The sequence below is a fragment of the Acinetobacter sp. ANC 5045 genome (assembly GCF_004331005.1).
In the GTDB taxonomy this organism is placed as follows: Bacteria; Pseudomonadota; Gammaproteobacteria; order Pseudomonadales; family Moraxellaceae; genus Acinetobacter; species Acinetobacter towneri.
The window spans coordinates 93,370-119,344 of sequence record NZ_SJNS01000010.1 but is presented as its reverse complement, the minus strand read 5'-3'; the positions used below and the strand labels follow the sequence as shown (position 1 = coordinate 119,344).

The following is a 25,975-nucleotide window of genomic DNA, read 5'->3' as shown; positions in this document are numbered from 1 at the left end:
TCGGTGGTCAAGGTGGCGGCTTTGGCGGTCAAGGTGGCTTCGGTGGTCAGTCTGCAAGCGGTTTTGACAACGATTCTAAATTTGAAGAATCTCAAGAAGACGACAACAATCGTTAATTGATATTCTGAAAAAAAGCCTCTCATTTTGAGAGGCTTTTTTTATGTCTTACTCTTTTTCTGGTCAATTTACATACTCTGATTTATAAGCTTAAGTGTAAGCGTGTGCTGAACCTCATACCTATTTTTTGATTTTGGTCGGGTTGCCACTGATTTGGCAGGGTAATCCTCCCATAAATAAGTGCCCACTAAAATTTAAGTGGACACTATTGGGGCATTGCATTTTAGCGAAAGTGGGGGTTCACTGGATGCTTACTGCTTATAGTCTCTTTATGCAATCGTGCCCATCTAAAATTATTCAATTATTTGAAAATCATTGAGATCTGCCTGAATAGATTTTGGATTATTTGCGTATACAAATTCTGCATTTGTATACAACCAGCCTATTTGACCTTGCTGATTAAAGCGTTTATTCAAATATTTAAGGATAGGAGTATTTGAGAAAATCTCTTCTGAAAATACTTTAAATTCTCCTACATCTAGCTCTTCACTATCTTTCATAAATAATAAGCCATTTTTTTTAGTGGCAGATATATCTAAAGAGCGACTAACTAAACGATACCCATCCTTAGCCTGAGCATTTATCATACTTTGCAATGCTAAAGCACGTTCAAGTCTTGTACTCTCTGTTGGATAATCTTTGTATCGATATGTGTAGGTACCATTATGTTTACTACTATTTATACAAGTTACTATCTTAGGTTGATTTTCTTTATTATCTAAAATTTCTACATGATTTCCTGTAAAGTATTGTTTAAATTGAATAATGCGACAACCTTCTTGACCTAATTTATTAAGTACATTTATTAATTGATTAGTGTCAACAAGTGGGGAAAGATAACCACTATCATAAGTGTATGATGCATTATCATTTTCATTTTTTAAAAAATAGTCTTTAAAATTTAAGTCAGTAGAAGGCCTTACAGAATGAAGAAATTGGTATCCAGATTTTCCATTCTCATTAAGATTACTTAACCATGAAAAATAGATATTGCTAATAGAGCTTGCAGTTCGATCAGACACAATAGCAGAGTAGCGAGTATTCTGATTAGCTAACTTCATATAGCTATTTACAGTTTGATTTCCATACACCTTATTATTGTATGCGACAATTTTATATCCATTTTTCCCCATTTCATTAAGCTGAGATAGGAATGCAGTACTACTGGTTGAATTAACCGCATCTACATTTAAAAAATTTGCTGTTGTAATAAGGGTCTTAGGTTTTTCTGCAGTAAATAATCCGACATTACTTTTTACATAACAGCGATTATCCTTGTAGGGGTTAGATATAGAATTCCTTTCTAACTTAATGTAAGCAGGATTATTACTAGTTGAATTAATAATACAAAATGAGTCATCATTTAAAAAAGTTAAGACTCTATTTTCTTCTGAAGTTGTGCTATATTTTTGATATTTAACAGGATAGTAAAAGAAATTATCATATTTAATACCAGTTTTAATATCTTTTAGTATTAGATCTCCAAGTAATTGATAACGCTTGCTAACCAATTCACCTCCACACATTTTTAATGAAGGATTATATAGAGAATATTGAACACCTTCATTACTGGCTTCTACTGAATTATTCCCAGTTTTAGTAATTTCAATCTGAGCTAAATTACAATCAGAAATACCTAAGTTAGATGAGCCTTGAATCCACTCTCCAGCCAATTTATCCGCTACTGTTGTTGGTGTTGGTGTTGGTGTTGGTGTTGGTGTTGGTGTTGGTGTTGGTGTTGGTGTTGGTGTTGGTGTTGGTGTATTGGAATTATCTGAGCTGTCACTGTTACAACCAACCAAAGCAGTAATTATTACAGTCACAAAGCCACTTTTAATTATCTTGTTCATAATAAGCTACTCACTAGAAATATTTTTCACAGAGATAGCCATCAAAATTCTGATAGCTATGTTATCACTATCGCCCCCATTTTAAGAATTAATGAATTAAATGAGACTCTACCCATCCATTTCCATATTCTGTTGTTACTTCGATTAATCCATTTGAGCTGACATTACCTGCATAAATAATGTCAGAATTTTTAGAAAGCTTAGTTTTTACTTTGCTTGATTTATTAGACGTTTCATAAAGCGGTAAGTTGTTTAGTTTTGGGGTTAATTTTTGTCCTATAGTACGTTCAATATCTTTAGATGTTTCATCATTACCACGAAACTTAGTCATTTCTTTGGCTGTACCTGCTACTTCTTTGGTCGTTTCGTTAATTTGACTTAAGGTTCCTCTTAGATCTCTTAAACTGTCTGCAAAGCCAGCATAAGAAGACGTTGAACTAGCATAAATGGTAAACAGAAGAATCAGGGGTGAAATTTTCATCATACTTACTCCTTAACGATGATTATTTAAATTGAATACTTTGTTTGGGAATGCGAAAAATTCGCATTTTTATGATAGAATATTTAATTAACAGTTGTAAATAGATGAACGTTAAATAGTAAAAAATTAAAAAGTGATATAGTGAGAGCCAGGTTGTGAGTATTTTTATTTCACAAGATATGAAAATTCATCTGATATAATTTGTAAGAGACTAAAAATAGTGAGAAAATTTCAATTGTAATTCTATTGCTGTTGGTGTAATGACTAAACTTCCTACTAATGATGCTGAGTTTAATTTAAAGCAAGTGCTTGCACTCATGGATTATCTTAGCCAATGGTTAATTCGTTCTGGTGTTGGATATACAGAATTTTCAGCTGCTTTAAAACCAATTTTTTATCAACAGGCTCTTCAAGAATTAGAAAGGATTGATCAAAAGCCTACTATTTCTGCTATTAGTTTATTATCTGGTCTACACCGTAAGGATGTCAGTGCATATAAAGAGACAAAGCTGGCGGGTAAGCCTTTGACTGAAGCAAATATCTCTGAACCAATTAGTGTTCCTTCTCGGGTTATAGGTTTGTGGTTAGCAGAAGGCTGGGGAGAATGTTTACCATTCAGTAGTGATGAAGAAAATAATTTCGAAATTCTGGTAAAAAAAGTATCTACTGAACGCCATCCTAGGTCTGTGTTAAATGAGTTGATCCGATTAGGCATAGTACTTGAAAAAGAGGGTAATATTTTCTTGCAAAAAGGACAGTTTATTCCTGATCCTTCTTTACAAGAAGCTCGTAAAATTTTGATTAAAAATTTACAATCCCATCTGGCTGCAGGTTTACATAATTTATTTGAAAATAATCAGACAAACTTTTTAGAACAAGCTGTGTGTGCGGATGGCTTAACAGAAGCATCTGTTCAGTTTTTACGTGATCAAAGTCTAAAATTGTGGCACGAATATTCACTACAACTACTCAAGCTAGCTTCTGAAAAATGTACAGAGGATGAAGGCAAGCTAGATGCTTCTAAAACTTTTATATTGGGGGTTTATCAACATGACCGTGAAGAAAATGGTTAAGCTATTTTGCTTTAATGTTTTATTTTTAACAATGATTGGTTGCGGACAGGATTTTAGTGTAGGGGGAGCTAGTTTAGAAGGTACAGGTAATGGGCTTCCACCTCCACCTGGTCTTGGGAATGCTAACGACAGCAATAGTGATGATGTCTTTAAACAGGATCAATATACGTTAAGACTATCTGGGGCTGCAACTGATTTGTGTGGTCTAGTCGTTCGTGAAATTCAATTTTTGGATTTATATCAAAAAACAGATTTACGTAAAGATGCTTCGTATGATCTAAAAGTTGATAAAGATAAAGGTACTCCTATAGAGATTAAATTATCTTTTCTTAATAATTATTCGGATAAAGTGATATTAGAATATCCTGATTGCAATGTGCCTTTAGATTTTTATAATACTGAAACAAAAGATCAATTATTTCCTGAGATGCAGTGTTCCATTATTAAAAAAGTTGAATTAATGCCAGATGAAGAGCGTATTTTTCAGCTTAAATACAAGTTATTTGAACCTGTAAAAGGAGTATGGCAGTTAAATAATCAAGTCAAAATTACTATCCCATCTGAGCCAGAAGAAGAGTGTGGAGAATTGCAGCTACCATTGGAACTAATAGAAAATAAAAACTTTTCTTGATGAAAGTCGAACGGATGAGGACATAAGTTTGAGCAGATACCCTTGCAAATAAAAAAACCAGTGCGGTGGCACTGGTTTTGATTGTGATCTAAAGCTCTAAAAGCTATATGCGCTTAGGAGTTCTTTTTACGATCTAGGCTTGGGTCTTTGATTTCTACAAAAGCATTGTTGCGTGTTTCACGTAACCAACTGTCCAATTCAGTATCAAACTGGCGTTCACCTAGTATTTGACGTGCCATACGTTCTTGGTATTCACGAGTCATATCTTGCTGGCGTGTATCGGTCACTTGCAGTACATGCCAACCAAACTGGGTTTGGAATGGTGCGCTAATTTCACCTTTTGCAGTATTTTTCATTTGGTTTTCAAATTCAGGTACCATCACCCCAGGATTAACCCAACCCAAGCTACCACCATCACGTGCAGAGCCAGCGTCATTAGAGAACGTCGCTGCTAAGGTTGCAAAGTCTTCACCCGCTTTTAAACGGTTGTGAATACTGTCAATCATGTGTTTCGCATTTTCAGGGCTTACGACTTCACTTGGCTGAATCAAGATATGTCGAGTTTGATATTGTGGAACTAGTGCACGTTGCTCAGTACTTTTGCGCTCCAGTAATTTTACGACATGAATACCATCACGGACTTCAATCAGTTCACTGGTTTGCCCCACATCTAATGGCGTAATACGTGCAGCAAGTTCCGCGGGAATATCGGTCAAGTTACGTAAACCCATGTCTGCAGACTGAACGGTTACACCATTGCCTGTATATTTTTTACTAATGGCTTGAATGTCATTGTTCTGCGCCAATTCAGCTTTGACTTGTTGCGCAACTTGTGCGGCATTTTCTGCTCCAGAAACACGCACATGCAAAATATGGACTTGGTTGCCTAAGGCAGCCTGACCTTGTGGGGTTTTCAGAAAGTTATCAACGTCTTGATCGCTAATTTGAATACGTGACATCACCACTTGCTGACGCAAACGATTCATAGCTAAATCTTCGGCAATACGATTACGTAAAAACGCATAACTGCCAGGAGATGATTTATCTAACTTTTGCTGAAAAGCCTCTAAGCTATTGCTTCCATTTTGCTGTGCAACTTTTAACACAGCTTCATTCAGGGATTTTTCATCAGCTTTAATGTTATAGCGTTTGACTTGTTCTAATTGCGCTTGGCGTACAATCAGTTGTTCTAAAGCTTGTTGTTCTAAAATGTGTTGTGGCGGAACAGGGCGCTTTTGCATTTCAAGTTGTTGTTTGAGTTCAACTACGCTTTGCGCTAAATCACTTTTTAAAATGACACTATTGTCAACTACAGCCACAATTTGATCATTCGCAGCAAATGCAGGCAGCGCTGCTGTCATGCAAAGTGCCAAGGTAGATGCTTTTAAAAATCGTTTTAACTGTTCTGTTTTCATTAACGTTGTGTCCAAGATTGATTAATTTTATTAAAACCTAAAATACGGTTTTCAAGTAAAGATGCAAGTTTATTATTGAAACTGCCTAAACCTTTTAAATTTAACTCTGCCATAATGGCACGTTTGGGTTTAACGCCCGCATCCGTCACATCATCCAAGTCGTTATAGTAAGAGCGACCATAGACTGAGATGCCCCAACAGCACGACTCATAGTTCACACCTAGCAAATATTCACGCGCAACGCTGTTGTCTAGGTCATATTGAGCATGACCTAAAATGCGCCAGTTGTTGTGAATAGGTTGAATAAACGATGCCACGACTTGATCATAATGATCTTGACGGTTTGGAATAACACGGCGGTTAATATAACCAAAGCTATATAAGTTGCCTTGATCACCCGTGTAAAGCATATTGACACTGCGCTGTGCATTGTCGCCATTTGACATCCATGCAGCATTGGCACCTACACTAAGGTTTTGGCTTAGCTGACTGGTTAGGCTAACAATTGGCCCAGTACGGTTTTCCGTATTAAATTCGTCTTCGGTATTATCCAGCGTGACACGACGATCTTCAAAGTAAAAACTTTGACCAATTCCTGCTCTAAGGCGTTCCAAACCAATTTCATCAAATAGGCTATAGTTTAAACCCAAAGACAAAAAGTTGTTGTCTTCTAAACGGTCATGACCATAGAAACGGTTTGGACTGAACAACTGGTCATAATTAATCGAAGCTGTTGCAGAGTCAAAGTTTGGGTGGTCGTTTTGATTGCGGTACGGTGCATAGGCATAGAACGCGCGCGGGGTAATGGCTTGCAAGAAGCGACCATCTTTTTCAAAGGTAATCCCTGTGTCTAAAGTGAATTGCGGAACAGTAACCGACTCACTTTTACTTGAAGATTTATACGTGTCTGTACTTAGAGTTTCTTTATCATAGAAGGTGTTGATGTTGCGTAACGATACTTCTGGAATCACAAATGACCACGGGTTACGGTAGTTGTAACGCACTGCAAAGTCATTATAAATACGCGTACCACTTGGTTCCCCATCTTGCGCAGCTAGATCTTTTTTGAAGTAAGCTGTGTCGTTATTAAATTCGACTTGGAAGCCTTGAGGATTGCCCGTTTTATAGTTCAATAAAAATTGTGGTAGGCGTGCATAAGGGCGATCCACAGATGGAATCGTCTTATCCAGGGTTTGGAAATCTTCAACTTTGAGCTGTGCTTTTAAACCCGGTATGCCGTTACGATAATTCAACTCCCAAGCACGACGTAAATTTAGGTCGGTTTTAGAGTTCGGGTTGTTATTTAAATCGGCAAAGTAGTCTTTGTCCGATGCATAGTTATATTCTAAGTTGGTTGAAAATTGTTCGTTGATTTGCCAGCCGTGTAAAAAATGTAAGTCTTTACGGTCTTGGTCATCATATTTGGCATCCGATGCTAAATAACCGCCCCAAATTTTACCTGAACCAAAATTTTCAGTTAAATAACGGAATTCACCTTCTAGCATCGCGCCACGATCGGCAATATAACGCGGGCTAACGGTTGCATCAAAATTCGGTGCAAGGTTTAAATACACAGGCACAGACAGCTCGACACCACCATCATTGGTAAAGCCAAAACTAGGCGTCAAAATACCTGTGGTACGGCGGTCATCAATTGGGAAATTGAAGTAGGGTACAGCTAAAACTGGTACATTTTTCACATACAATTTGGTGCCGCGTGTTTCACCGCGTCCCGTTTCCTGATTCAGCTTAATTTCATTGGCTTGAATTTTCCAAGTCGGGGCTTGTTCAGGCGGGCAAGTACTGTAAGTGGCATTATTCAGCACCATCGTATTGGTTGAGGTGCGTGCAATTTTTTCTGCCATGCCGTGTGCATGTTGTTCTTCGGCAATATAAAAACTGTTGTTTAAGTCACCTTGCTGGGTTTTTAGGTTGTAATTAATTTCATCACTTTGCGCCAGTAAACCCGCTTGCGCCATTTGTACCCGACCTTCGGCTTTGGCAAAGGTCTGAGTTTGATCAATGGTAATTTTATCGGCACGAATTTGACGACCTTCTTGGTCAATCACCACGTTGCCTTCTAAGACTGAATCACCATTTGGGTCATAGTGCCCATAATCGGCAGTAACGGTAGAGGTCGCTTCTGCAGCATCTACGGCAACGGTGCTTGAGCTGATTGGCGTTAGCCATGCACCTTCACAATAGGCAGAACTTTGAGTGTGCCCAAATTGTTGTTGTGCTTCAGGTGCAGCTTTATCAACATAATATTGCTCAAAGAACTGCTGCCCAGGATAAGCTTCCTGAATGGTGTGTTTAAGCTGCTGGTTATTGAGATTTGTGACAGATGAAGTCTGATCTGTGGTCTGCGCATAGCTGGAAACAGAGTGACCACATAACAGAGTTAAGACCGCAGTCGCTAAAGGATTAAATTTAAACTGATGCTTCATTTATCTCATCAACCAAGAATGCTTAATCGCAATTAATTATTGTCGCATCATAGAGAAAAAGCGCAGAAGTAGCTACACTTAGCACTTTAAAAACTCAGCCTGTATTAGAATTTATTGCAAATGAATACACAACGCGAACAATTGATACAAACATGGATAACATCTGTACTTGGTTCAGATCAATTTGAAACTCATTTTTTAGCAGGCGATGCAAGTTTTCGTCGTTACGCACGAATCAAGTTGAATAATAAAACATTTATGCTCATGGATGCACCACCAGAAAAAGAAGATTGTGGTCCTTTTGTGACGATTGATGAATTTTTTGCTGCCCATGGCGTGCGCGTGCCAAAAATTGTAGCCAAAGACCTGACACAAGGCTTTTTGTTGCTTGAAGATTTTGGTGATGTCTTATTATCTACCTTGCTGAATGATCAGACTGTAGATGACTACTATGCGCAGTGTTTTAAGCAGTTAATTCAATTACAAGATATTGATGGTACGGCACATTTCCCTGAATATTCCTATGACAAACTCATCAGTGAAATGGAGTTACTCACCGATTGGTTATTGCCTGCCTTACAGATTCAGCCAACGGCTGAAGAAAGTGCATTAATTAAACGTACATTTGCAATTTTGGCCAATGCCGCTTTGGCTCAGCCACAAGTGATTGTGCATCGCGATTTTCATAGTCGTAACTTAATGAAAATTAATGATGATACCGAGCTAGGTGTAATCGATTTTCAGGATGCAGTGATTGGTGCAGACACCTATGACCTGATTTCAATTACGCGTGATGCTTATGTACAGTGGAATGCTGAGCGTGTGTATCGCTGGTTTAAAATGTTTTATGACTTGTTGCCGGCAGCATCTAAGCAAGACCGTGATTTTGAACAATTTAAAAAAGATGCCGATATGATGGCGATTCAGCGTCATATCAAAATTTTAGGTATTTTTGTGCGTTTATTTGAGCGTGATGGTAAATCGGGTTATCTCAAGGATTTACCGCGCGTAATGTGGTATTTACTTGAAGAAAGTAAACCTTATCCAGAATTACAACCATTTATGCACTTTATTCACACGACAGTAATGCCAAAATTTACAGCCAAATATGGTCAGTATGAGGTGGTTGCCTAAATGAAAGCCATGATTCTTGCTGCAGGCATGGGTAATCGTATGCGTCCTTTAACGTTGCATACACCTAAGCCATTATTGGAAGTCGGTGGTAAGCCTTTAATTGTGTGGCACATCGAAAAATTACAAAAGATGGGTGTGCAGGAAATTGTCATCAATACGGCATGGTTGGGTGAAAAACTTGCAGATGCTTTGGGTGATGGTTCGCAATTTGGTGTGAAAATTTTGTGGTCGCATGAAGGCGAAGGCTTAGAAACTGCAGGTGGCATCATCAATGCGTTGCCATTATTGGGCAATGAACCTTTTATATTGGTGAATGGCGATGTTTGGACCACCATGGATTTTGCGCCACTATTAAATGTGCAGCTTCAAGACGACTTGGCACATTTGGTTTTGGTGGAAAACCCTGTGCAGCATCCGCAAGGTGATTTCACTTTGGCTGCAAACAAAGCCTATACTTTTGAGCAAGCACGCTCAGGTGAAAATCTGACTTATAGTGGCGTGGCGGTGATGCATCCGCAAATGTTTAACGGTTTGGAATCGGGCAAACGTCCGCTTGCGCCATTGCTCAAACAAGCCATGCAGCAAGAAAAAATTTCTGCACAGAAATTGCAGGGTGTTTGGGTGGATGTTGGCACTCCTGAACGATTAAATACGCTAGATCAACAAATTCAGCAGGGTGTGTACGCTTAAGTGCATATTCACTAAGCATTCGCCCCTATGACTGCAACTATAAATCGGTATACTTCCATTAACTTTTTCGAGATGTGAATTGTGATGCATTCGTTTTTTCAGGAACTCAAGCAAGGTAGTCAGGCTTTAGGTTTAGAGCTCAGTGATGAGGCTTTAAATTTATTACTCAAATACCAAGATGCTTTGGTGCTATGGAACAAAGCGTACAACCTCACTGCAATTCGTGACCCGAAAGAAATGCTAGTGAAGCATTTGCTAGATAGTCTGAGCATCCTCAAAGATTTGCCTGCAGGTCGTTTACTGGATATTGGTACTGGCGGTGGTATGCCGGGCATGATTATTGCCTTGTGTCAGCCTGAGCGCGATTGCGTGTTATTGGACTCGAATGGTAAAAAGATTCGTTTCTTAAAACAGTTTATTGCCGATTTAAAACTGAAAAACGTCGTGGCAGTTCAGACCCGTGTTGAAAATGAAGACAGCATCCGCGAGTTAGGTCAGTTTGATGTAATTACCAGTCGTGCTTTTGCATCTTTAACTGACTTTGTAGCCGCGTCAAAACCATTTATGCATGAGCAAAGTATTATTGCATCTATGAAAGGTTTGATTCCTGCCGATGAAGTAGAGGCATTGAAAGATGAATTCAGCTGTGAAATTATCGAGCTTAAAGTTCCGCGCTTAGACGAACAACGTCATTTACTTTTATTAAAACGTATCTAATTTTCAAAGGACTGGGGTGATCATGGCACAAATTATTGCGATTGCGAACCAAAAAGGTGGTGTCGGAAAAACCACAACCGCAGTAAATTTGGCAGCATCTTTGGCTGTTTTGAAAAAGCGCATTTTATTGGTCGATATGGACTCACAAGGCAATGCCACCATGGGTTCAGGCATTCAAAAAAATGATTTGCTGTATTCAGTGACCGATGTATTGTTGGGCGAAGTGCCGATTGAAACTGCAATTAGCAAGGCAGAAGTTGGTTATAAAGTTTTGGGTGCCAATCGTGATTTGGCTGGGGTTGAATTGGTGATTGCTGAGCAAGAGGGGCGTGAGTTTATTTTGCGCAATGCCTTGCAAGAAGTTGCCAAAGACTTTGATTATATTATTGTCGACTGTGCACCAAGTTTAAGCTTAATTACAGTAAACGCTTTAGCAGCAGTGCAAAGTGTAATCATTCCAATGCAGTGCGAATATTATGCACTTGAAGGTTTGGCTGACCTGACGCAAACCATTGACCGTATTCAACAAGCACTCAATCCTGATTTAGAAATTATTGGTGTATTACGCACCATGTATGATGCGCGCAATGCCTTAACCCGTGACGTGTCTGAAGAATTATCGCACTATTTTGGTAAAAAATTATACGATACCGTGATTCCGCGTAATGTACGCTTGGCAGAAGCACCTGCACACGGTTTACCCGTCATTTATTTTGAAAAAAGCTCGAAGGGTGCAGTTGCCTACCTGAATTTAGCAGCTGAAATGTTGAAAAAAAGCAAAGTGAAAAAAGGAAGTAAAGCATGACCACAAAAAAACGCGGATTAGCCAAAGGTCGTGGTTTGGATGCCTTATTGGGGTCAATCCAGAAAGAAAAATTACAACTTGAAGTGCAATCTTTAGATCATGGTCAGCTCAAACAAATTGATGTCAATTTATTAAAACGTGGTGAATATCAACCGCGTCGTTTTATTCAAGAACAAGATTTGCAGGAACTGGCGGCATCTATTGAAAAACATGGTGTAATGCAGCCAATTGTGATTCGTCCTATTGATGACGAACTACATCCTTATGAAATTATTGCAGGTGAACGTCGCTGGCGTGCTGCACAGTTGGCTGGTTTAACTGAAATTCCAGCAATTGTGCGTGATTTGACCGATCAGGTCGCGATTGCTTTGGCATTAATTGAAAACATTCAGCGCCAAGATCTTAATCCGATTGATCAGGCAATGGCGCTGCAACGCTTTCACGATGAGTTTGGCTTGAGTCATCAAGAAATTGCCGAAACAGTAGGTAAAGCACGTACCACGGTCAGTAATTTATTGCGTTTACTCACTTTGGCTGAGCCTGTTAAAGAGTTGATGCAGCAAGGCTTGCTAGATATGGGTCATGCACGTGCTATTTTAACTTTGAAAGCTAAAGATCAGCTCAAAGTCGCGCAGCATGTAATTGAAAAGAATTTATCGGTACGTCAAACCGAACAGTTGGTACGTGACTTTAATGCGCCAAAACAAGAAAAGCCGAAAACGGCTATTGCGCCTGATATTCAACAACTCACGCAACGTCTTTCTGAGCGTTTTAGTGCAGATGTTAAAATTGATTATAACAAGCAAGGTAAGGGCAAATTGACCATCAGTTATCACTCTCTGGAAGAGCTGGATGGTATTTTAAATATTTGCCTGTCCGATTAATTTTAATTCGTATTTTATTGGGGAAAAGCGAATGTGGGAATTGGTAAAAGCAGGTGGCTGGCTGATGCTGCCGTTGGTATTGTGCTCGGTATTTACCGTTGCAATTACCATTGAGCGTTTTATGCGTTTAAAGAGAGCAGGTATTTTGCCCAATGCGTTGTTGCTCAACCGCGGGCAAAGTTTAGCGACTGTGTTGCAACAACTGAATCAAAGTGCCAACTTAAAAAACAGTACATTAGGCCGTATTTTTGAGGCGGGTGCGCGTAACAAACAACAATCAGAACACTATGCGCGTGCACAAATGGAAGCGACAGCTTCACAAGAAATTGGTTATTTAGAAAAAAATATCAACTTCTTGGGTACGCTCAGTGCAGTTGCGCCATTATTGGGTTTATTGGGTACAGTGCTTGGGATTATTGAATCATTTTTAGTGATTGATGTGGGTGCAAGTAATCCAACCTTAATGATTCCAGGGATTTCTAAAGCCTTAATTACCACTGCTGCAGGTATGTTAATTGCAATTCCAGCCTTATTTGCCTATCGTTATTTTCAGCGTTTGGTGCAAGAATATACTGCTGAGTTAGAGCAGCAAGCGACTTTGTTTCACGCAGGATTATTTCATCAGAGTCAACCTCATCAGCTTGATGCGGATGTGCAAGATGTGAAAAAAGTAAGCTAAGGTGAGTTTATGAAATTCAAACGCTCGCAAGTTGAAGATATTCATATTAACCTGACTCCAATGATTGACTGTTTACTGTTCATCTTGGTGTTTTTGTTGCTTTCGACCACATTTAACCAATTTAGCCGTATGAATTTAACTTTGCCAGATGCGCAAGGCGTACCACCAAAATCTTATGAACATAAAATTGAAGTCGTGGTAGATTCTTCAGGGCATTATTCTGTCAATGGTCAGGCACTTTCGACTAAGGAAGTGGCAGATTTAAGCACAGCAATTAAACAAATTTCTCAAGATCGACGTGATTTAATGTTTATCATTGCTGCAGATGCCAAAGCCACTCATCAAGATGTGATTCGAGTGATGGATGTCGCAGGACAACTTGGTTTCGTCAACATCAATATCAGTACGAAAGTCCCAACTCGAGGTTATTAGTGAAGAAGGATTTACAGGTCTATCGCCGTCTTCTGAGATATTTGCTCCCATTTTGGGGCTTGGCAATCTTGGTGATTATCGGTTTCGCCATTAATGCAGCCACAGAAGTATCTGTGGCAAAACTCTTGGAAAAAATTATTAATGCCATTCAGGAGCGTGACCAATCTTTCACCACACTATTTCCGCTATTAGTCATTGCACTGATGTTTTTCCGTGGTTTGGGAACTTTTATTGGCGGTTACTATACCGCAGTGATTTCACGTAATTTGGTATTCAATATCCGTCAGGAAGTCTTTGCTAAATTGCTGCGTTTACCTGCACAGTATTACTTAGATAATACCAGTGGGCACATTACTGCCAAAATTATGTATAACGTAGAGCAGTTGACCGCTGCATCTACAGAATCGCTGCGTACATTGGTACAACAGGGTTTGATTACACTCGGCTTGCTCGGCTATTTGCTGTATACCAACTGGCGTTTGACCCTCTGTATTTTGGTATTTGGCCCATTAATTGGCTTGCTGATTCGTAAAGCTGCAAAACGCATGCGTCGTTTATCTATTCAAGTACAAGACACCATGGGGGATGTAAACCACGTGGTGCAAGAAACGGTGAATGGTAATTTGGTCGTCAAAGGTTTTGGTGGTCAGACCTATGAACAAAGCCGATTTAAAGAAAACTCTTTAGAAAACCTGCGTCGTGGTTTAAAGATGGTGGCAGTGCAGCAATTGAACAGCCCTGTGGTGCAGTTCATTATGTCCATTGCTTTGGCAATTATTATCTGGATTGCCTTACGCCCAGAAATTCTACGTGATATTTCAGCAGGCGAGTTTGTAGCCTACATTACTGCCGCAGGTATGTTGAGCAAACCAATTAAAGCCCTTACCGATATTAATGAAAAATTACAACGCGGTTTGGCAGCAGCGCATTCGGTTTTTGAATTGCTCGATATGCCTGAAGAAGATAATCACGGGACGCTTACACCAGACTTAAAAGGTAATTTGCAATTTAAGAATGTGAATTTGGTGTATTCCGATGGGCATCATGCCATTCATGATTTTAATCTGGATGTCAAAGCAGGTGAAACTGTGGCTTTAGTTGGGCGTTCAGGTGCGGGTAAAACCTCATTGGTCAATCTGTTGGTACGTTTTCAGGAAGTATCTTCAGGGCAAATTTTGTTTGATCAGCAGGATATTCGTGACATTGAGCTGAATAGCCTGCGTTCACAAATTGCTATGGTCAATCAGCAAGTGGTATTGTTTAACCGTACGGTGCGTGAAAATATTGCCTATGGTCAGCTTGAAGGTGCGAGTGATGAAGCAGTGATTGCTGCAGCCAAAGCGGCTTATGCACATGACTTTATTATGGCTTTACCGCAAGGCTACGACACAGCATTAGGTGCGCAAGGCTTGAATTTGTCTGGTGGTCAGCGACAGCGTATTGCCATTGCACGTGCAATCTTGAAAAATGCACCGATTTTAATTTTAGATGAAGCCACCAGTGCTTTAGACAATGAATCTGAATACTTTATTCAACGTGCATTTGATGCGGCTATGCAAGACCGTACCACCATTGTCATTGCACACCGTTTATCTACCATCGAAAATGCTGACCGTATTGTAGTGATGGATCAGGGACGTATTTTAGAACAAGGTACTCATCAGGAACTCATAGCGCGAAAAGGTGCGTACTTCCAGTTGCATCAACGTAACTTCGAGGAACATTAATTCATGTCTTTGGCACAATTTATTCAGGACGCTTGGCAGCAACAAGCCAAATGGCTGGTTGTGCTTAGGCCCTTGTCTTTATTGTACCGTGGTGTGAGTTTGCTCAATCAAAATTTATATCGCTCAGGTATTAAAACCGCTTATACTGCGCCCGTACCTGTGATGGTGATTGGCAATATTACTGTGGGTGGCAGCGGCAAAACCCCTTTGCTGATTCACTTGGTCAAATATCTACAAAGTTTAGATGTTCGTGTTGGCGTGATTAGCCGTGGTTATGGCGGAAAAGGCCCATTTCCAGCCTATGTCAGCATTGACGCTAATGTTGACGTAGTGGGCGATGAACCGACTTTGATTGTGCAATCTACAGGCGTACCGATGGCTGTGGGGCCAAATCGTCAAAAAAGTATTGAATTGTTACTTGCACAGCATGAATTGGATTTAATTATTAGTGATGATGGTTTGCAGCATTTGGCTTTAAACCGTCAATTGGAATGGATTGTTTTAGATAATAATCGTGGTTTGGGTAACGAGAAAATATTGCCCGAAGGTTATTTGCGTGAACCAAAATCTCGATTAGAGCATGCCACGGTGATTGAACATGCAGCGCAACCGAGTTCTGAATTAAATATGCATTTGGCCGTTGCAGCGCCATACTTATTGCATCCCGCACAAGAATTAATTTTTGATCCGACCCAAAATTTTTATGCTGTCGTGGGCATTGGCTTTCCTGAGCGGTTTTATAAAACTTTAGAGTCGATGGGTGTGACCCAATTTCAATGCCATGAGTTTCCAGACCACCATGACTATGAAATTACCGATTTGCAGTTTGAAGATTCGCAACCGATTATTACCACAGAAAAAGATGCAGTAAAGTTATTGCCTCTGTTAAAACAATATCCAGATTTTCAGCGTGAAATTTGGGTTGTACCTGTAGATGCAGTATTGTCATCGGCCTGCTATGTCACCTTACATCAACAATTGAAACAATTGGGTTTAAACCTGCCTGAAAGACCATGATAAGGAAAATTATGAAGCACATTGTTATCCCTGCACGTTATGCTAGTTCACGCCTGCCAGGCAAACCTTTACTGGAAATTCATGGTCGTGCCATGATTTTACGTGTGGTTGATCAGGCAAAAAAAGTGGCAGGTTTTGATGACTTGTGTGTGGCGACCGATGATGCTCGTATTGCAGAATTATGCCGTGCCGAAGGTGTAGATGTAGTGCTGACTTCGGCAGACCATCCATCAGGTACAGATCGTTTAAGTGAAGTGGCGCGCATTAAAGGTTGGGATAAAAACGATATTATCGTCAATGTGCAGGGCGATGAGCCACTTTTGCCTGCGCAATTGGTGCAACAAGTGGCGCAGTTGTTAGAAGCTCAACCTGAATGCTCGATGTCTACGCTATGTGAGCCGATTCAGCAACTAGATGAATTTACTCGCGACAGCATTGTTAAAGTGGTCATGTCTAAACACAATCAGGCTTTGTATTTTAGCCGTGCCACGATTCCTTATGACCGCGATGGTGCAAAAGCAGCGACACCACAATTGCATGCACATGCTTATCGTCATTTAGGCTTGTATGCGTACCGTGTGGAATTGCTACAAGAATATGTGACTTGGGAAATGGGAACATTGGAAAAGCTGGAAAGCCTAGAGCAATTGCGTGTATTGGAAAATGGACATCGTATTGCCATTGCAGTTGCAGAAGCCAATTTACCACCGGGTGTAGATACCCAAGCAGACTTAGACCGTTTGAATGCAATGGATATTGCGCATTTTGAGTAAGTGAAATACCTACCATGCAACGTGATGTAATTGGACAAGTATATCCATGGCAGCAACAAGTTTGGGAAAACCTGACAGGGCGATTTCCCAAAATGGGGCATGGTTTGTTATTTTTTGGCAAACAGGGTTGTGGTAAAGAAGCCTTCGCACAGCAATTTGTGGCTTGGATTTTGTGCCAGCAGCGTGATGTGCAATCACAGCCTTGTGGTGAATGTAGTAGTTGTCAGTGGTTAAAATCAGATACACATCCAAATTATGTCTATATCAGCACCGATGAAGAGAATAAAAAGCAAAACGCGAAAATTAAGATCGAGAAGATCCGTGATTTATTACCTTTTGTCCAGCAAACGGTAGATGGCTGGCGGGTGATTGTGATTGAACCTGCTGAAGCCTTAAATATTGCATCTTCCAATGCGTTGTTGAAAACCCTCGAAGAACCAGGTGATCGCATCGTGATTATTTTGCTGGCAGATCATTATCTTAAATTGCCTGCAACCATTCGCAGTCGTTTACAGCACTTTGCTTTAGACCGGATTGATGCTGCACAGGCTACGGCATATTTGCAGCAACATTTACCTGATGTAGATGCGGAAAAGCAGCAATTATTGATGAATTTATCTAATCAAATGCCGTTGCAGGCTTTACAGTTGGCTCAGGTGGAATGGCTAGAACAGCGTACAGATTTTCTCAAAGACTGGTATAAACTGGTGACGCAAAAAAATATGCCGCTGGCAATCGCAACCAAGTGGAACAAGGCGCTGAGCTTTACTGATTTTAGTCAGATGTTTGAATACTTGTTGTGTGATTTAATTTGTGTCAAGCTAAATCAAAGCATTAAAAATTTGGATTTAAGCACCGCTTTGCAGCATTTGGCTGAACAATATGACTTGGAAAGTCTGTTTGGTTTATATGCAGAATTACAGCAAGCCAAGCCAATGCTTGAGCAAAACGTGCAAAGTAATCTGGTGCTTGATCAGCTATGTATTAAGTTAATGAATATTTAAGGGGAACATGATGCAACCACGTATGGGCGGTATTATTCAGGCCAATATTCCTGATGTCGAAACGCTATATTTAAGTTATATGCCATACGTTGTGGGTGGTGGCTTATTTGTACCCTCAAAACAACCTGTAAAAATGGGTGAAGAAATCTTCGTACTTGCAACTTTGCCTGAACAATCACAAAAAATTCCACTTACAGGAAAAGTCATCTGGATTTCGCAAAAGCAAAATGGCATTAAATTGCAGGGCTTTGGCATTCAACTGAGCGGTGAAAAAGGCGTTTATTACAAATCTGAAGCCGAAAGAATCCTTGCGGGGCTTAAGTCTGACAACCGTAACAGTTACACTATGTAGGTTGTTTGCTTTTAGGAAAAAATCGTGTTTGTAGATACACATTGTCATTTAACGATGCTGGATTTAAGCCCTTATGATGGTGACTTAGACGCAGCAATTGCTCAGGCACGCCTAGCGGGGGTGTCTAAAATTATGGGTATCTCTGTCGATTTAGACGATCATATTGCATTGTCAAAAATTGCAGCACGTCATGCCGATGTCGGTTATAGCGTGGGTGTGCATCCTTGTGAAAATGCTGAAAATATGGCACGCGCCACTACCGAGCAACTGATTGCTTTGGCACAAGCAGACAAAGTCTGGGCTTTGGGCGAAACAGGTCTAGATTATTTTCACAGTACCGATTTTGTCGCAGAGCAAAAAGCCTGTTTTGCACGGCATATTCATGCGTCACAAGCTGTAAAAAAACCTGTGGTGGTACATACCCGTGCTGCTAAGCAAGATACGGTAGATATTATCCGTGCAGAAAAATCGACACATGGTGTATTACATTGCTTTACTGAAGACTGGGCAACCGCCAAAGCGGTGTTAGATTGCGGTTATTATGTGTCGTTTTCAGGCATTGTTTCCTTTAAAAATGCACAAGATTTACGTGATGTGGCTAAGCAAGTACCTTTAGACCGTGTCTTAATTGAAACTGATAGTCCATATTTGGCACCTGTGCCATATCGCGGTAAGACAAATGAGCCAAAATACGTTCCGTATGTAGCCAAAGCCCTAAGTGATGTATATGATAAGTCCTTAGAGGAAATGGCTTTCATAACAACACAAAACTTTGAAAACCTGCTCAAAGGACATTAATTTGCATAGTGGAATGATGCAAAAATTTAATGTTCTGGTGATATTAAAAATTTCCATTGATTGAATAGTGAAAAGAGAGTTTATCGGGTGAAGATGGATCGTCAGGCTCAGTTTCGAGCAAGAGAAACGTTAATTTTCCAAGTGGCAGAGCAGTTGCTTTTGGAAAATGGTGAAGCAGGAATGACCCTTGATGCTTTGGCAGCAGAACTGGATTTGGCCAAAGGTACTCTATATAAACACTTTCAAAGTAAAGATGAACTATATATGTTGCTTATTATTCGTAATGAGCGCATGTTGCTAGAAATGATTAAAGATGCGGAAAAACAGTTTCCTGAACATCTAGCATTTTTTATGCTGCATCACTTACATCATCCTGAACGTACTGTGCTTTTTCATCAAATTGAAGAACGCCTTTCTACAACGGGTGTTGGCATTGGCTTGTTGTTTAGTGAACTATATCAGGTTCGTAAAAGCCGATTACGCATCATTATCCGTATGACTGAACAATATTTGGAATCTATTAATAGTCACATGGAAGTGCGTGATTATCTGGCTTCAATTTGGGCACTTACGCATGGTGCGGCAGCCATTTTAAACTCAAGTTTCTATCAGCGTTATTTAGGTTCCCGGGATACTTTACGTGTGGCCTATATCGATCAAGCGTTGGCGATGCCCAAACAAGCACAATCTTTCGAGCAATTGAATTAATACGCTATGAACACACCACTATCTTCGGTTCGCGGTTTTACGCTCATTGAATTGATGGTGGTGATAGTCATTATGGCGATTATGGCATCGCTGGTTTTAATGAATATCGGTGGTGTTGATCAGCGTAAAGCCATGCAGGCGCGGGAAGTGTTTTTATTGGATTTGCGTAAACTGAATCGTGAAGCCAATGATCAAGCGCGTATTTTTGCACTCAATTTGCATCAAGCAACCGATGTTTCACCTGCGCGATATGATGTACTGGAATATCAGCCTTATGCTTCAGAACAACAATTAACCCTGCAAAATAATCAAAAATGGCAAAACTATGGCGAATTTAAAAGCAGAACGTTGCCTGAACAAGTTTCTATCCAAATTTTATCTTTAGAACAAAGCTATCCGAATGCTAACAATAGTGAGTTGCTGCAAGGTAATGCACCCGCACTGATTTGGCTGGGCAATGGTGAAGCCAAACCTGTGCGTATTCAGTTCTATTTAGAACAGCGTCCTGTAGGTGCGGAAATAGAGGTCGATCATTTAGGAAAAATCCATGAAAGCTAAAGGATTTACACTACTTGAAGTTATGGTGGCTTTGGCAATTTTTGCAACAGCAGCTATGGCAATGACCAAAGTGGCGATGCAATATACCCAATCCACCGCCAATGCAATTTTAAGAACCAAAGCACAATTTGTGGCTTTGAATGAAGTGGCATTGATGGAAATGAATCGGCAATGGTTAAGTGGAACAGAGTCAAAGCAAGTGACACAACAGGGCGAAACATGGCAAATTGACAAGTCCACACAGCCAACCATTAGTCCGAATGTGCAACGTGTCGATCTTCAAATCAGTTTATATAATCAAGACACAGGACAAGTTGAAGCAGGAGTGACTTCTTTGGTGTTTTTTAATGCCCGTGAGCAGCAATCATGAGTACAAAGAAAGGCTTCACTTTAGTTGAGTTGCTAGTCGCTATTGCAATTTTTGCAGTGCTGTCTGCTTTGGGTTGGAAAGTATTTGATTATCTCGCCAAAGTCAAAGATCGCAATGCGATGCATGAAGCCAATCTAGAACAGTTGCAAGAAAGCTATCAACAAATATTACGTGACACGATGCAGGCTGTTCCATTAACGGCCAATGTCAAAGGGCAGCAACAACCTGCTTTGGTTTTACAAAATGGACGTTTTAATTTCAGTAAAACAGGGGTGACCGATCCTTTGCAGCAGAGTATTTCACCCCATGAGCGTGTTGAATATCAATATCGTGCCGATGAAAAAAAATTGTATCGTTTAAAATATCGTAATTTGCATCAAACGGGCAATGATCAGCCTGAGTCGAGCGTGATGTTGGATGAAGTCGAAGCCTTTGAGATTATGGTTTTGAATCCAAATGAATTGAGCAGTTGGCCTGAAAGCAGTGTCGATTCGCAGCAAACTGAACAATTAAGGCTACTCCCGAAAGGAATAAAAATAAATTTAACCGTGCGTGACGTGCAATACGAATGGATATTTAGCTTATTGCAGACTGATTTTTTAAAGAAGAAAGACAATTAAAGGCACAGTGGCAATGTATTCAAAATCGACTCAGCGCTTAGGTAGCATCATCAAATCACAACAAGGCATCGCCTTGATTACGATTTTGATGTTGGTTGCCTTAGCTACGATTTTGGCAGCGACCATTGCCAAGCGGCAAATGTACACCAGTGAAAATACCGCCTATTTGATGCGTCAAAATCAGGCATTGTTATATGCCAAAAGTGCTGAAGTATTTTTTGCAGAATTACTGCAAGATGATGCTGAAAATGCAGGCCAAGTTGATCACTTACAAGAGAACTGGGCAAAACCGATGCCGCCATTTCCAGTCGAAGATGGTTATGTATCGGGCGTGCTGCAAGATGAGTCAGGGAAATTTAATTTAAATAGTTTGCTGACAACCGAAGATCAAGTAAACGAAAAAGCAAAAAAATATTTTGAAAAATTATTGCAGCGTGTTGGGCTACCTGCGCAATTAAGTGAAGCTGTGATTGATTGGCAAGATGCAGATGATGAACCGAGTGGTGCTATGGGTGCAGAGTCGAGTTATTACCAAGGTTTGCCAATTCCTTATTTACCGCCCAATAGCTTGTTTCATAGTGCGGAAGAATTAAAACAAGTCCGTGGTTTTGAAGGTGCGAAGTATCAGCAAATTGCACCTTATGTGAGTGCCTTGCCAAAACGAGATACCACTATCAATATTAATACAGCACCTGCTTTAGTTTTGGCGAGCTTTGATGAAAAATTGGATGTGGTTGCTGTGCAAAATCTACTTGATCGTCGTAATGCCAATTTAGAGCACTTTAGCAATGTAAATGCTTTGTGGGAGTTAGATGGCTTTCAAGCTGTCGATAGCGCGATACGCAATGAATTTACAGGTTTATTGGGTGTACAATCCCATTATTTTAAAGCCAAAATTGAAGTGGTATTGGGCGAGCGCAAACGTCAATTTAGCAGTGATTTGGTGCGTAGTGAAAAATCTGTCAATGTTAGTGGGCGAAGTCTGACGCCATTTTAAGTATCATCATTAACCTTGTGCTGCTATTTAGATGTAAATGCATTGCATGTCTGTGCTGAAACTGATCATTACGATTTTTGTCTGGCAATCTGTGGGCTAAAATTGGCTTATTGTTCACGTTTTGCATTATACTTAAAAAGAATATCCCCCAAATATTTTGATGACGTTAAGACCCATGTTAATTCGAAAGTTATTTAAGTTTGAAAATGCGCATATTGTGCGTAATTGCACTTCAGACCGCTGTAAGCGCTCGATTCATGGTCATAGCTATAAAGTAGAATTGTTACTGAAAGCTTCAAAACTCGATCATGGACAAATGGTGTATGACTTTGGTTTGCTTAAAGGTGTAATCAAAGAATTATTTGATGCTTTTGATCATGCCATTTGTTTTTGGGAGCAGGACGATCCTGCATATATTCAAGCCTGCAAAACGTTCAGCGCACGTTGGGTTTCTTTACCAGTATCGCCATCGGCAGAGCAGTTTTCACGTATTTTCTTTTATTTGGCACAACAAGTTTTGGCATCAACCATCACACAAAATGGGGAAGGTGATGTAGAAGTCTATTCTGTGATTGTACATGAAACTGATACAGGCTATGCACAAAGCTTTTTGGAAGATATTGAAAATGCGCAGATGGGATTGCTAAGTCTGGATCAAATTCATTTCTCTGAGCAAGTACAGACAGAATGGTCAGACCCACAAATGTATGAAAAATTAAAACAGGGGATGACATTCCAAAACCCGAATGTCGAGTTACAAGTTAAACTTTAAATCACATCATTAGACATCAACAAGGATTGATAGCGGTATGTCTTTTACTGAGCAGCAATATGCGAGCTTAAATAAAGTTCAGTTAGATCAGAGTTGGAAATACAATCTAGCTGAATTTTTATTGAGTCCACAAATGGATGCGCTACGCGATTTTTTGTTGCAGGAAAAACAACAGAATAAGGTGATTTATCCACCAAGTTCACTGATATTTAATGCTCTAAATACCACGCCTTTAAATCAGGTGAAAGTCGTGATTATTGGGCAAGACCCTTATCATGGACCTAATCAGGCACATGGACTTAGTTTTTCTGTACAAAGAGGGGTTGCATTGCCACCATCTTTGCGTAATATTTTCCATGAGTTACATACAGATTTAGGTGTGCCTATTCCAAGACACGGTGATTTAACCCATTGGGCAGAGCAAGGGGTATTGCTGCTCAACAGCGTGTTAACGGTAGAAGCAGGACAACCAACCTCGCACCAAAAGCAGGGTTGGGAAGATTTTACAGATCATGTGATTGATGTGTTAAATCAACAACGTGAGCATATTGTGTTTATTTTGTGGGGCGCGTATGCACAACGTAAAGGACAACGTATAGATCCAAATAAACATCTGATTTTGAAGGCAGCGCATCCATCCCCATTGGCAGCAAACCGCGGTGGTTTTTTTGGATGTAAAGTATTTTCAAAATCAAATAATTATCTTAAACAAAATGGCATTGAGCCTATAGACTGGCAGCTGGACGCATGACACATTCTCCCATTTCTAAAGAATATCATCCGGATTTAATTGTCGAAGAAGCAAATAACGGTTGGCGCATTGTACGTTTGAATCGCCCAAAATCTTTGCATGCTTTAGATGAATCTATTGTTTCTGCATTATTGGCAGTATTTGAAGACTTTCATACCGATGATAGCGTAAAAGCAATTTGGCTAGATTCGACCACACCAAAAGCATTTTGTGCAGGCGGTGATGTGCGTAAATTACGTCAGCTTGTCATTAATGATGAGGTTGCAACTGCCAATAAATTCTTTGAGCAAGAATATGCGTTGGACTTGTTGCTACATAACTATGCCAAGCCTGTTTTAGTGTGGGGTGAAGGTTATGTCATGGGTGGTGGCTTAGGTCTATTTATGGCTGCACCATTCCGTTTGGTGACACCGTATTCACGTTTAGCTATGCCAGAAATTAACATTGGTTTATACCCAGATGTAGGGGCAACTCGTTTCTTGGCTGACCGTGGTGCGATTGGCTTGTTCACAGGTTTAACGGGTTCAATTATGACTGCTGCAGGTGCGTATGGTATTGGTTGGGCAACCCATATTTGTGATGCACAACGCGCTTCTGTATTAGAAAAAGTCATTAATATTGACTGGAATCATTACCCTGCAGGTGACTTCCGTGCCATTGATGATACCTTGAACAGCATGCACCGTCCTGTAGGGCCTGGGCCGCTACAGAATTCTTTGGATGTGATTCAAAGCGTGTGCCGTGGTGTGAGTTTTGAAAGTGATTATGAATCCATCATTGGTCTAAGCGATGCACGTAGCGATTGGTTACGTCAAGCCAGTGAAAACTTGCAAAAAGGTTCACCAACCACAGCAGCTTTAACGTGGTTACTATGGCAATGGGGTAAGAAGGTTCACGCTTGGAATGAAGTGTTTGAACTGGAAACGCAAATTTCAGACTGGAAAATTCGCCACGCAGATTTTGTCGAAGGTGTGCGCGCACGTTTGGTCGATAAAGACCTTGCACCAGCTTGGCAGCAAAATGGGCCAGTGCAGCTCAAAACCATTTTTGCAGACAATCCACCTGTGACGAGCATTGAAAGCTGGAATGAGTTATTGAAACAATACGAGATTATTTAATTCGTATTGATTTTTACTCATATTTAAATGTCAGAACAGAACTATAGTGATGAAGACTGGATGCAGCTTGCCTATGCGCAGGCTGCTTTGGCTGCAGCACAGGGGGAAATTCCTGTGGGGGCTGTCATCGTTAGTCAAAATCAAGTGATTGGCGCGGGTTATAACGCGCCTATTTCCTTACACGACGCAACCGCACATGCCGAAATTGTGGCAATCCGTGCAGCATGTGATCATATTCAAAATTATCGTTTACCTGAAGATGCCACGCTTTATGTCACACTGGAGCCTTGTACCATGTGTGTGGGTGCGCTCATTCATGCGCGAATCAAACGTGTGGTATTTGGAGCAACTGAACCCAAAGCTGGCTCATTAATCAGTGCCAGAAAGCTTTTAGAGTCGGGTTATTACAATCATATTTTTGAGTATCAATCAGGTTGTTTAGAACAGCAATGTTCAGCCCAATTGAGCGACTTTTTTAAGCTGCGCCGGGCGCAAAAGAAACAACAAAAACAGCAACAGTTGATAAATGACCTTCATGATCAAAACTAGTTCTGAGTTTTAGGCTTGATTTGCGTTAAACTAAATCAAACACAACACAGCATTCATCATCAGGGCAAACTATGCACGCTATTCAAATTAAAAAAGAATTTAATGCGCCAGTTGCGCAAGTATTTGAATTACTTTCTAAACATGCAACTTATAATATCGCATTTGCACCAATGCAAGTGGTACGCATTAAAGATTCTGCCGATCCTGAACGTCCAGATGGGGTGGGTTCGGTGCGTCGTATGGGGATTGGGCCAATTAAACCTTTGCAAGAGCAAATTACCGTGCTTGAACCGAATCAGCGGATTGAATATAAAATCATTAAAAATCCATTGATCAAACATCATTTGGGTACCATTGAATTTCAGCAAGTGGCAGATCACAAAACCTTGGTCACGTATCGCATTGAGCTACAAGCGCGAGTTCCATTTGTGAGCAAAGCTATTCTTGCGCAGTTGAAAACTGCAATTAAAATTGGTTTATCCAAACTCGCAAAATCTCTCTAATCA

The 25,975-nt window shown here is 40.2% G+C and carries 29 protein-coding genes and 1 pseudogene; 26 read left to right on the top strand and 4 right to left on the bottom strand.

Going from position 1 to position 25,975, the window contains the following annotated elements; translation table 11 throughout:
- Positions 1 to 116 (top strand): annotated as a pseudogene (locus tag E0H79_RS15520) (RNA chaperone Hfq); the annotation flags it as partial.
- 294 nt (positions 117 to 410) lie between these two features.
- Here E0H79_RS15520 and E0H79_RS09685 read toward each other — a convergent pair.
- The gene (locus E0H79_RS09685) at positions 411 to 1,967 is read right to left on the bottom strand and encodes a PT dipeptide repeat lipoprotein (RefSeq protein WP_131261493.1); all 1,557 of its coding nucleotides are present in this window, start codon (positions 1,965 to 1,967) and stop codon (positions 411 to 413) included.
- A gap of 88 nt (positions 1,968 to 2,055) precedes the next feature.
- Entirely contained in the window at positions 2,056 to 2,451 is a 396-nt protein-coding gene (locus E0H79_RS09680; protein ID WP_131261492.1) for a hypothetical protein, read from the bottom strand.
- 257 nt (positions 2,452 to 2,708) lie between these two features.
- Here E0H79_RS09680 and E0H79_RS09675 point away from each other — a divergent pair, with 257 nt between their 5' ends.
- Together E0H79_RS09675 and E0H79_RS09670 are read left to right on the top strand one after the other, a co-directional pair.
- Positions 2,709 to 3,521, top strand: coding sequence for a DUF6502 family protein (locus E0H79_RS09675; RefSeq protein WP_131261491.1), 813 nt, complete (start codon positions 2,709 to 2,711; stop codon positions 3,519 to 3,521).
- Entirely contained in the window at positions 3,499 to 4,152 is a 654-nt protein-coding gene (locus E0H79_RS09670; protein WP_131261490.1) for a hypothetical protein, read from the top strand. Before E0H79_RS09675 ends, E0H79_RS09670 begins: the two co-directional genes overlap by 23 nt.
- 113 nt (positions 4,153 to 4,265) lie before the next feature.
- On the opposite strand, the gene E0H79_RS09665 is transcribed toward E0H79_RS09670, so the two are convergent.
- Both E0H79_RS09665 and E0H79_RS09660 read right to left on the bottom strand, forming a co-directional pair.
- Positions 4,266 to 5,567 (bottom strand): peptidylprolyl isomerase, encoded by a 1,302-nt coding sequence (locus E0H79_RS09665; protein ID WP_131261489.1) that lies wholly within the window; start codon positions 5,565 to 5,567, stop codon positions 4,266 to 4,268.
- On the bottom strand, positions 5,567 to 8,014 hold the full coding sequence (locus tag E0H79_RS09660; RefSeq protein WP_131261488.1) for an LPS-assembly protein LptD: 2,448 nt from the start codon (positions 8,012 to 8,014) through the stop codon (positions 5,567 to 5,569). The genes E0H79_RS09665 and E0H79_RS09660 overlap by 1 nt, the downstream gene beginning before the upstream one ends.
- A gap of 120 nt (positions 8,015 to 8,134) precedes the next feature.
- On the opposite strand from E0H79_RS09660, the gene E0H79_RS09655 reads away from it, so the two are divergent.
- From E0H79_RS09655 to E0H79_RS09545, 23 genes are all read left to right on the top strand, one after another.
- Positions 8,135 to 9,148: an aminoglycoside phosphotransferase family protein gene (locus tag E0H79_RS09655; RefSeq protein WP_131261487.1), complete on the top strand. Its 1,014-nt coding sequence runs from the start codon at positions 8,135 to 8,137 to the stop codon at positions 9,146 to 9,148.
- A complete protein-coding gene (gene murU, locus E0H79_RS09650) occupies positions 9,149 to 9,838 on the top strand; it encodes an N-acetylmuramate alpha-1-phosphate uridylyltransferase MurU (protein WP_131261486.1) in 690 nt (229 codons plus the stop codon). It abuts the gene before it with no gap.
- An 84-nt stretch (positions 9,839 to 9,922) separates the two neighbouring features.
- Positions 9,923 to 10,555, top strand: coding sequence for a 16S rRNA (guanine(527)-N(7))-methyltransferase RsmG (gene rsmG / locus E0H79_RS09645; protein WP_131261485.1), 633 nt, complete (start codon positions 9,923 to 9,925; stop codon positions 10,553 to 10,555).
- Positions 10,556 to 10,577: 22 nt separating this feature from the next.
- Positions 10,578 to 11,360, top strand: a complete 783-nt coding sequence (locus E0H79_RS09640) for a ParA family protein (RefSeq protein ID WP_096901175.1) — start codon at positions 10,578 to 10,580, stop codon at positions 11,358 to 11,360.
- Positions 11,357 to 12,244, top strand: a complete 888-nt coding sequence (locus E0H79_RS09635) for a ParB/RepB/Spo0J family partition protein (RefSeq protein ID WP_131261484.1) — start codon at positions 11,357 to 11,359, stop codon at positions 12,242 to 12,244. The genes E0H79_RS09640 and E0H79_RS09635 overlap by 4 nt, the downstream gene beginning before the upstream one ends.
- A gap of 31 nt (positions 12,245 to 12,275) precedes the next feature.
- Positions 12,276 to 12,923 carry a MotA/TolQ/ExbB proton channel family protein gene (locus tag E0H79_RS09630; protein ID WP_004976814.1) on the top strand — a complete coding sequence of 216 codons (648 nt, stop codon included), beginning with the start codon at positions 12,276 to 12,278 and terminating at the stop codon, positions 12,921 to 12,923.
- A gap of 9 nt (positions 12,924 to 12,932) precedes the next feature.
- Complete coding sequence (locus E0H79_RS09625; protein ID WP_004976812.1) at positions 12,933 to 13,355, top strand: ExbD/TolR family protein; 423 nt, start codon at positions 12,933 to 12,935, stop codon at positions 13,353 to 13,355.
- Entirely contained in the window at positions 13,355 to 15,082 is a 1,728-nt protein-coding gene (msbA, locus tag E0H79_RS09620) for a lipid A export permease/ATP-binding protein MsbA (protein WP_004976810.1), read from the top strand. The genes E0H79_RS09625 and msbA overlap by 1 nt, the downstream gene beginning before the upstream one ends.
- Before the next feature lie 3 nt (positions 15,083 to 15,085).
- Positions 15,086 to 16,099: a tetraacyldisaccharide 4'-kinase gene (gene lpxK / locus E0H79_RS09615; RefSeq protein WP_131261483.1), complete on the top strand. Its 1,014-nt coding sequence runs from the start codon at positions 15,086 to 15,088 to the stop codon at positions 16,097 to 16,099.
- A gap of 11 nt (positions 16,100 to 16,110) precedes the next feature.
- Positions 16,111 to 16,872, top strand: coding sequence for a 3-deoxy-manno-octulosonate cytidylyltransferase (gene kdsB / locus E0H79_RS09610; protein WP_004976805.1), 762 nt, complete (start codon positions 16,111 to 16,113; stop codon positions 16,870 to 16,872).
- 14 nt (positions 16,873 to 16,886) lie between these two features.
- Complete coding sequence (locus E0H79_RS09605) at positions 16,887 to 17,876, top strand: DNA polymerase III subunit delta' C-terminal domain-containing protein (RefSeq protein ID WP_131261482.1); 990 nt, start codon at positions 16,887 to 16,889, stop codon at positions 17,874 to 17,876.
- 10 nt (positions 17,877 to 17,886) lie between these two features.
- The gene (locus E0H79_RS09600; protein ID WP_026438361.1) at positions 17,887 to 18,228 is read left to right on the top strand and encodes a PilZ domain-containing protein; all 342 of its coding nucleotides are present in this window, start codon (positions 17,887 to 17,889) and stop codon (positions 18,226 to 18,228) included.
- 24 nt (positions 18,229 to 18,252) lie between these two features.
- The gene (locus tag E0H79_RS09595; RefSeq protein ID WP_004976800.1) at positions 18,253 to 19,026 is read left to right on the top strand and encodes a TatD family hydrolase; all 774 of its coding nucleotides are present in this window, start codon (positions 18,253 to 18,255) and stop codon (positions 19,024 to 19,026) included.
- A 93-nt stretch (positions 19,027 to 19,119) separates the two neighbouring features.
- Positions 19,120 to 19,734 (top strand): TetR/AcrR family transcriptional regulator, encoded by a 615-nt coding sequence (locus E0H79_RS09590; protein ID WP_004976797.1) that lies wholly within the window; start codon positions 19,120 to 19,122, stop codon positions 19,732 to 19,734.
- A 6-nt stretch (positions 19,735 to 19,740) separates the two neighbouring features.
- The gene (locus E0H79_RS09585; protein ID WP_131261481.1) at positions 19,741 to 20,292 is read left to right on the top strand and encodes a prepilin-type N-terminal cleavage/methylation domain-containing protein; all 552 of its coding nucleotides are present in this window, start codon (positions 19,741 to 19,743) and stop codon (positions 20,290 to 20,292) included.
- Entirely contained in the window at positions 20,282 to 20,662 is a 381-nt protein-coding gene (gspI, locus tag E0H79_RS09580) for a type II secretion system minor pseudopilin GspI (protein ID WP_004976793.1), read from the top strand. Before E0H79_RS09585 ends, gspI begins: the two co-directional genes overlap by 11 nt.
- Positions 20,659 to 21,282 carry a type II secretion system minor pseudopilin GspJ gene (gspJ, locus tag E0H79_RS09575; protein ID WP_131261480.1) on the top strand — a complete coding sequence of 208 codons (624 nt, stop codon included), beginning with the start codon at positions 20,659 to 20,661 and terminating at the stop codon, positions 21,280 to 21,282. Before gspI ends, gspJ begins: the two co-directional genes overlap by 4 nt.
- Positions 21,283 to 21,295: 13 nt before the next feature.
- The gene (gspK, locus tag E0H79_RS09570) at positions 21,296 to 22,279 is read left to right on the top strand and encodes a type II secretion system minor pseudopilin GspK (RefSeq protein WP_004976789.1); all 984 of its coding nucleotides are present in this window, start codon (positions 21,296 to 21,298) and stop codon (positions 22,277 to 22,279) included.
- Between the two features lie 175 nt (positions 22,280 to 22,454).
- The gene (locus E0H79_RS09565) at positions 22,455 to 23,051 is read left to right on the top strand and encodes a 6-pyruvoyl trahydropterin synthase family protein (RefSeq protein ID WP_104851897.1); all 597 of its coding nucleotides are present in this window, start codon (positions 22,455 to 22,457) and stop codon (positions 23,049 to 23,051) included.
- A 37-nt stretch (positions 23,052 to 23,088) separates the two neighbouring features.
- Positions 23,089 to 23,802 carry a uracil-DNA glycosylase gene (gene ung / locus E0H79_RS09560; protein ID WP_131261479.1) on the top strand — a complete coding sequence of 238 codons (714 nt, stop codon included), beginning with the start codon at positions 23,089 to 23,091 and terminating at the stop codon, positions 23,800 to 23,802.
- Positions 23,799 to 24,920, top strand: a complete 1,122-nt coding sequence (locus E0H79_RS09555) for an enoyl-CoA hydratase/isomerase family protein (protein ID WP_004976784.1) — start codon at positions 23,799 to 23,801, stop codon at positions 24,918 to 24,920. Before ung ends, E0H79_RS09555 begins: the two co-directional genes overlap by 4 nt.
- Before the next feature lie 27 nt (positions 24,921 to 24,947).
- On the top strand, positions 24,948 to 25,469 hold the full coding sequence (tadA, locus tag E0H79_RS09550) for a tRNA adenosine(34) deaminase TadA (RefSeq protein WP_131261478.1): 522 nt from the start codon (positions 24,948 to 24,950) through the stop codon (positions 25,467 to 25,469).
- Positions 25,470 to 25,540: 71 nt separating this feature from the next.
- Positions 25,541 to 25,972, top strand: coding sequence for an SRPBCC family protein (locus E0H79_RS09545; RefSeq protein ID WP_004976780.1), 432 nt, complete (start codon positions 25,541 to 25,543; stop codon positions 25,970 to 25,972).
- Positions 25,973 to 25,975: the final 3 nt, after the last annotated feature.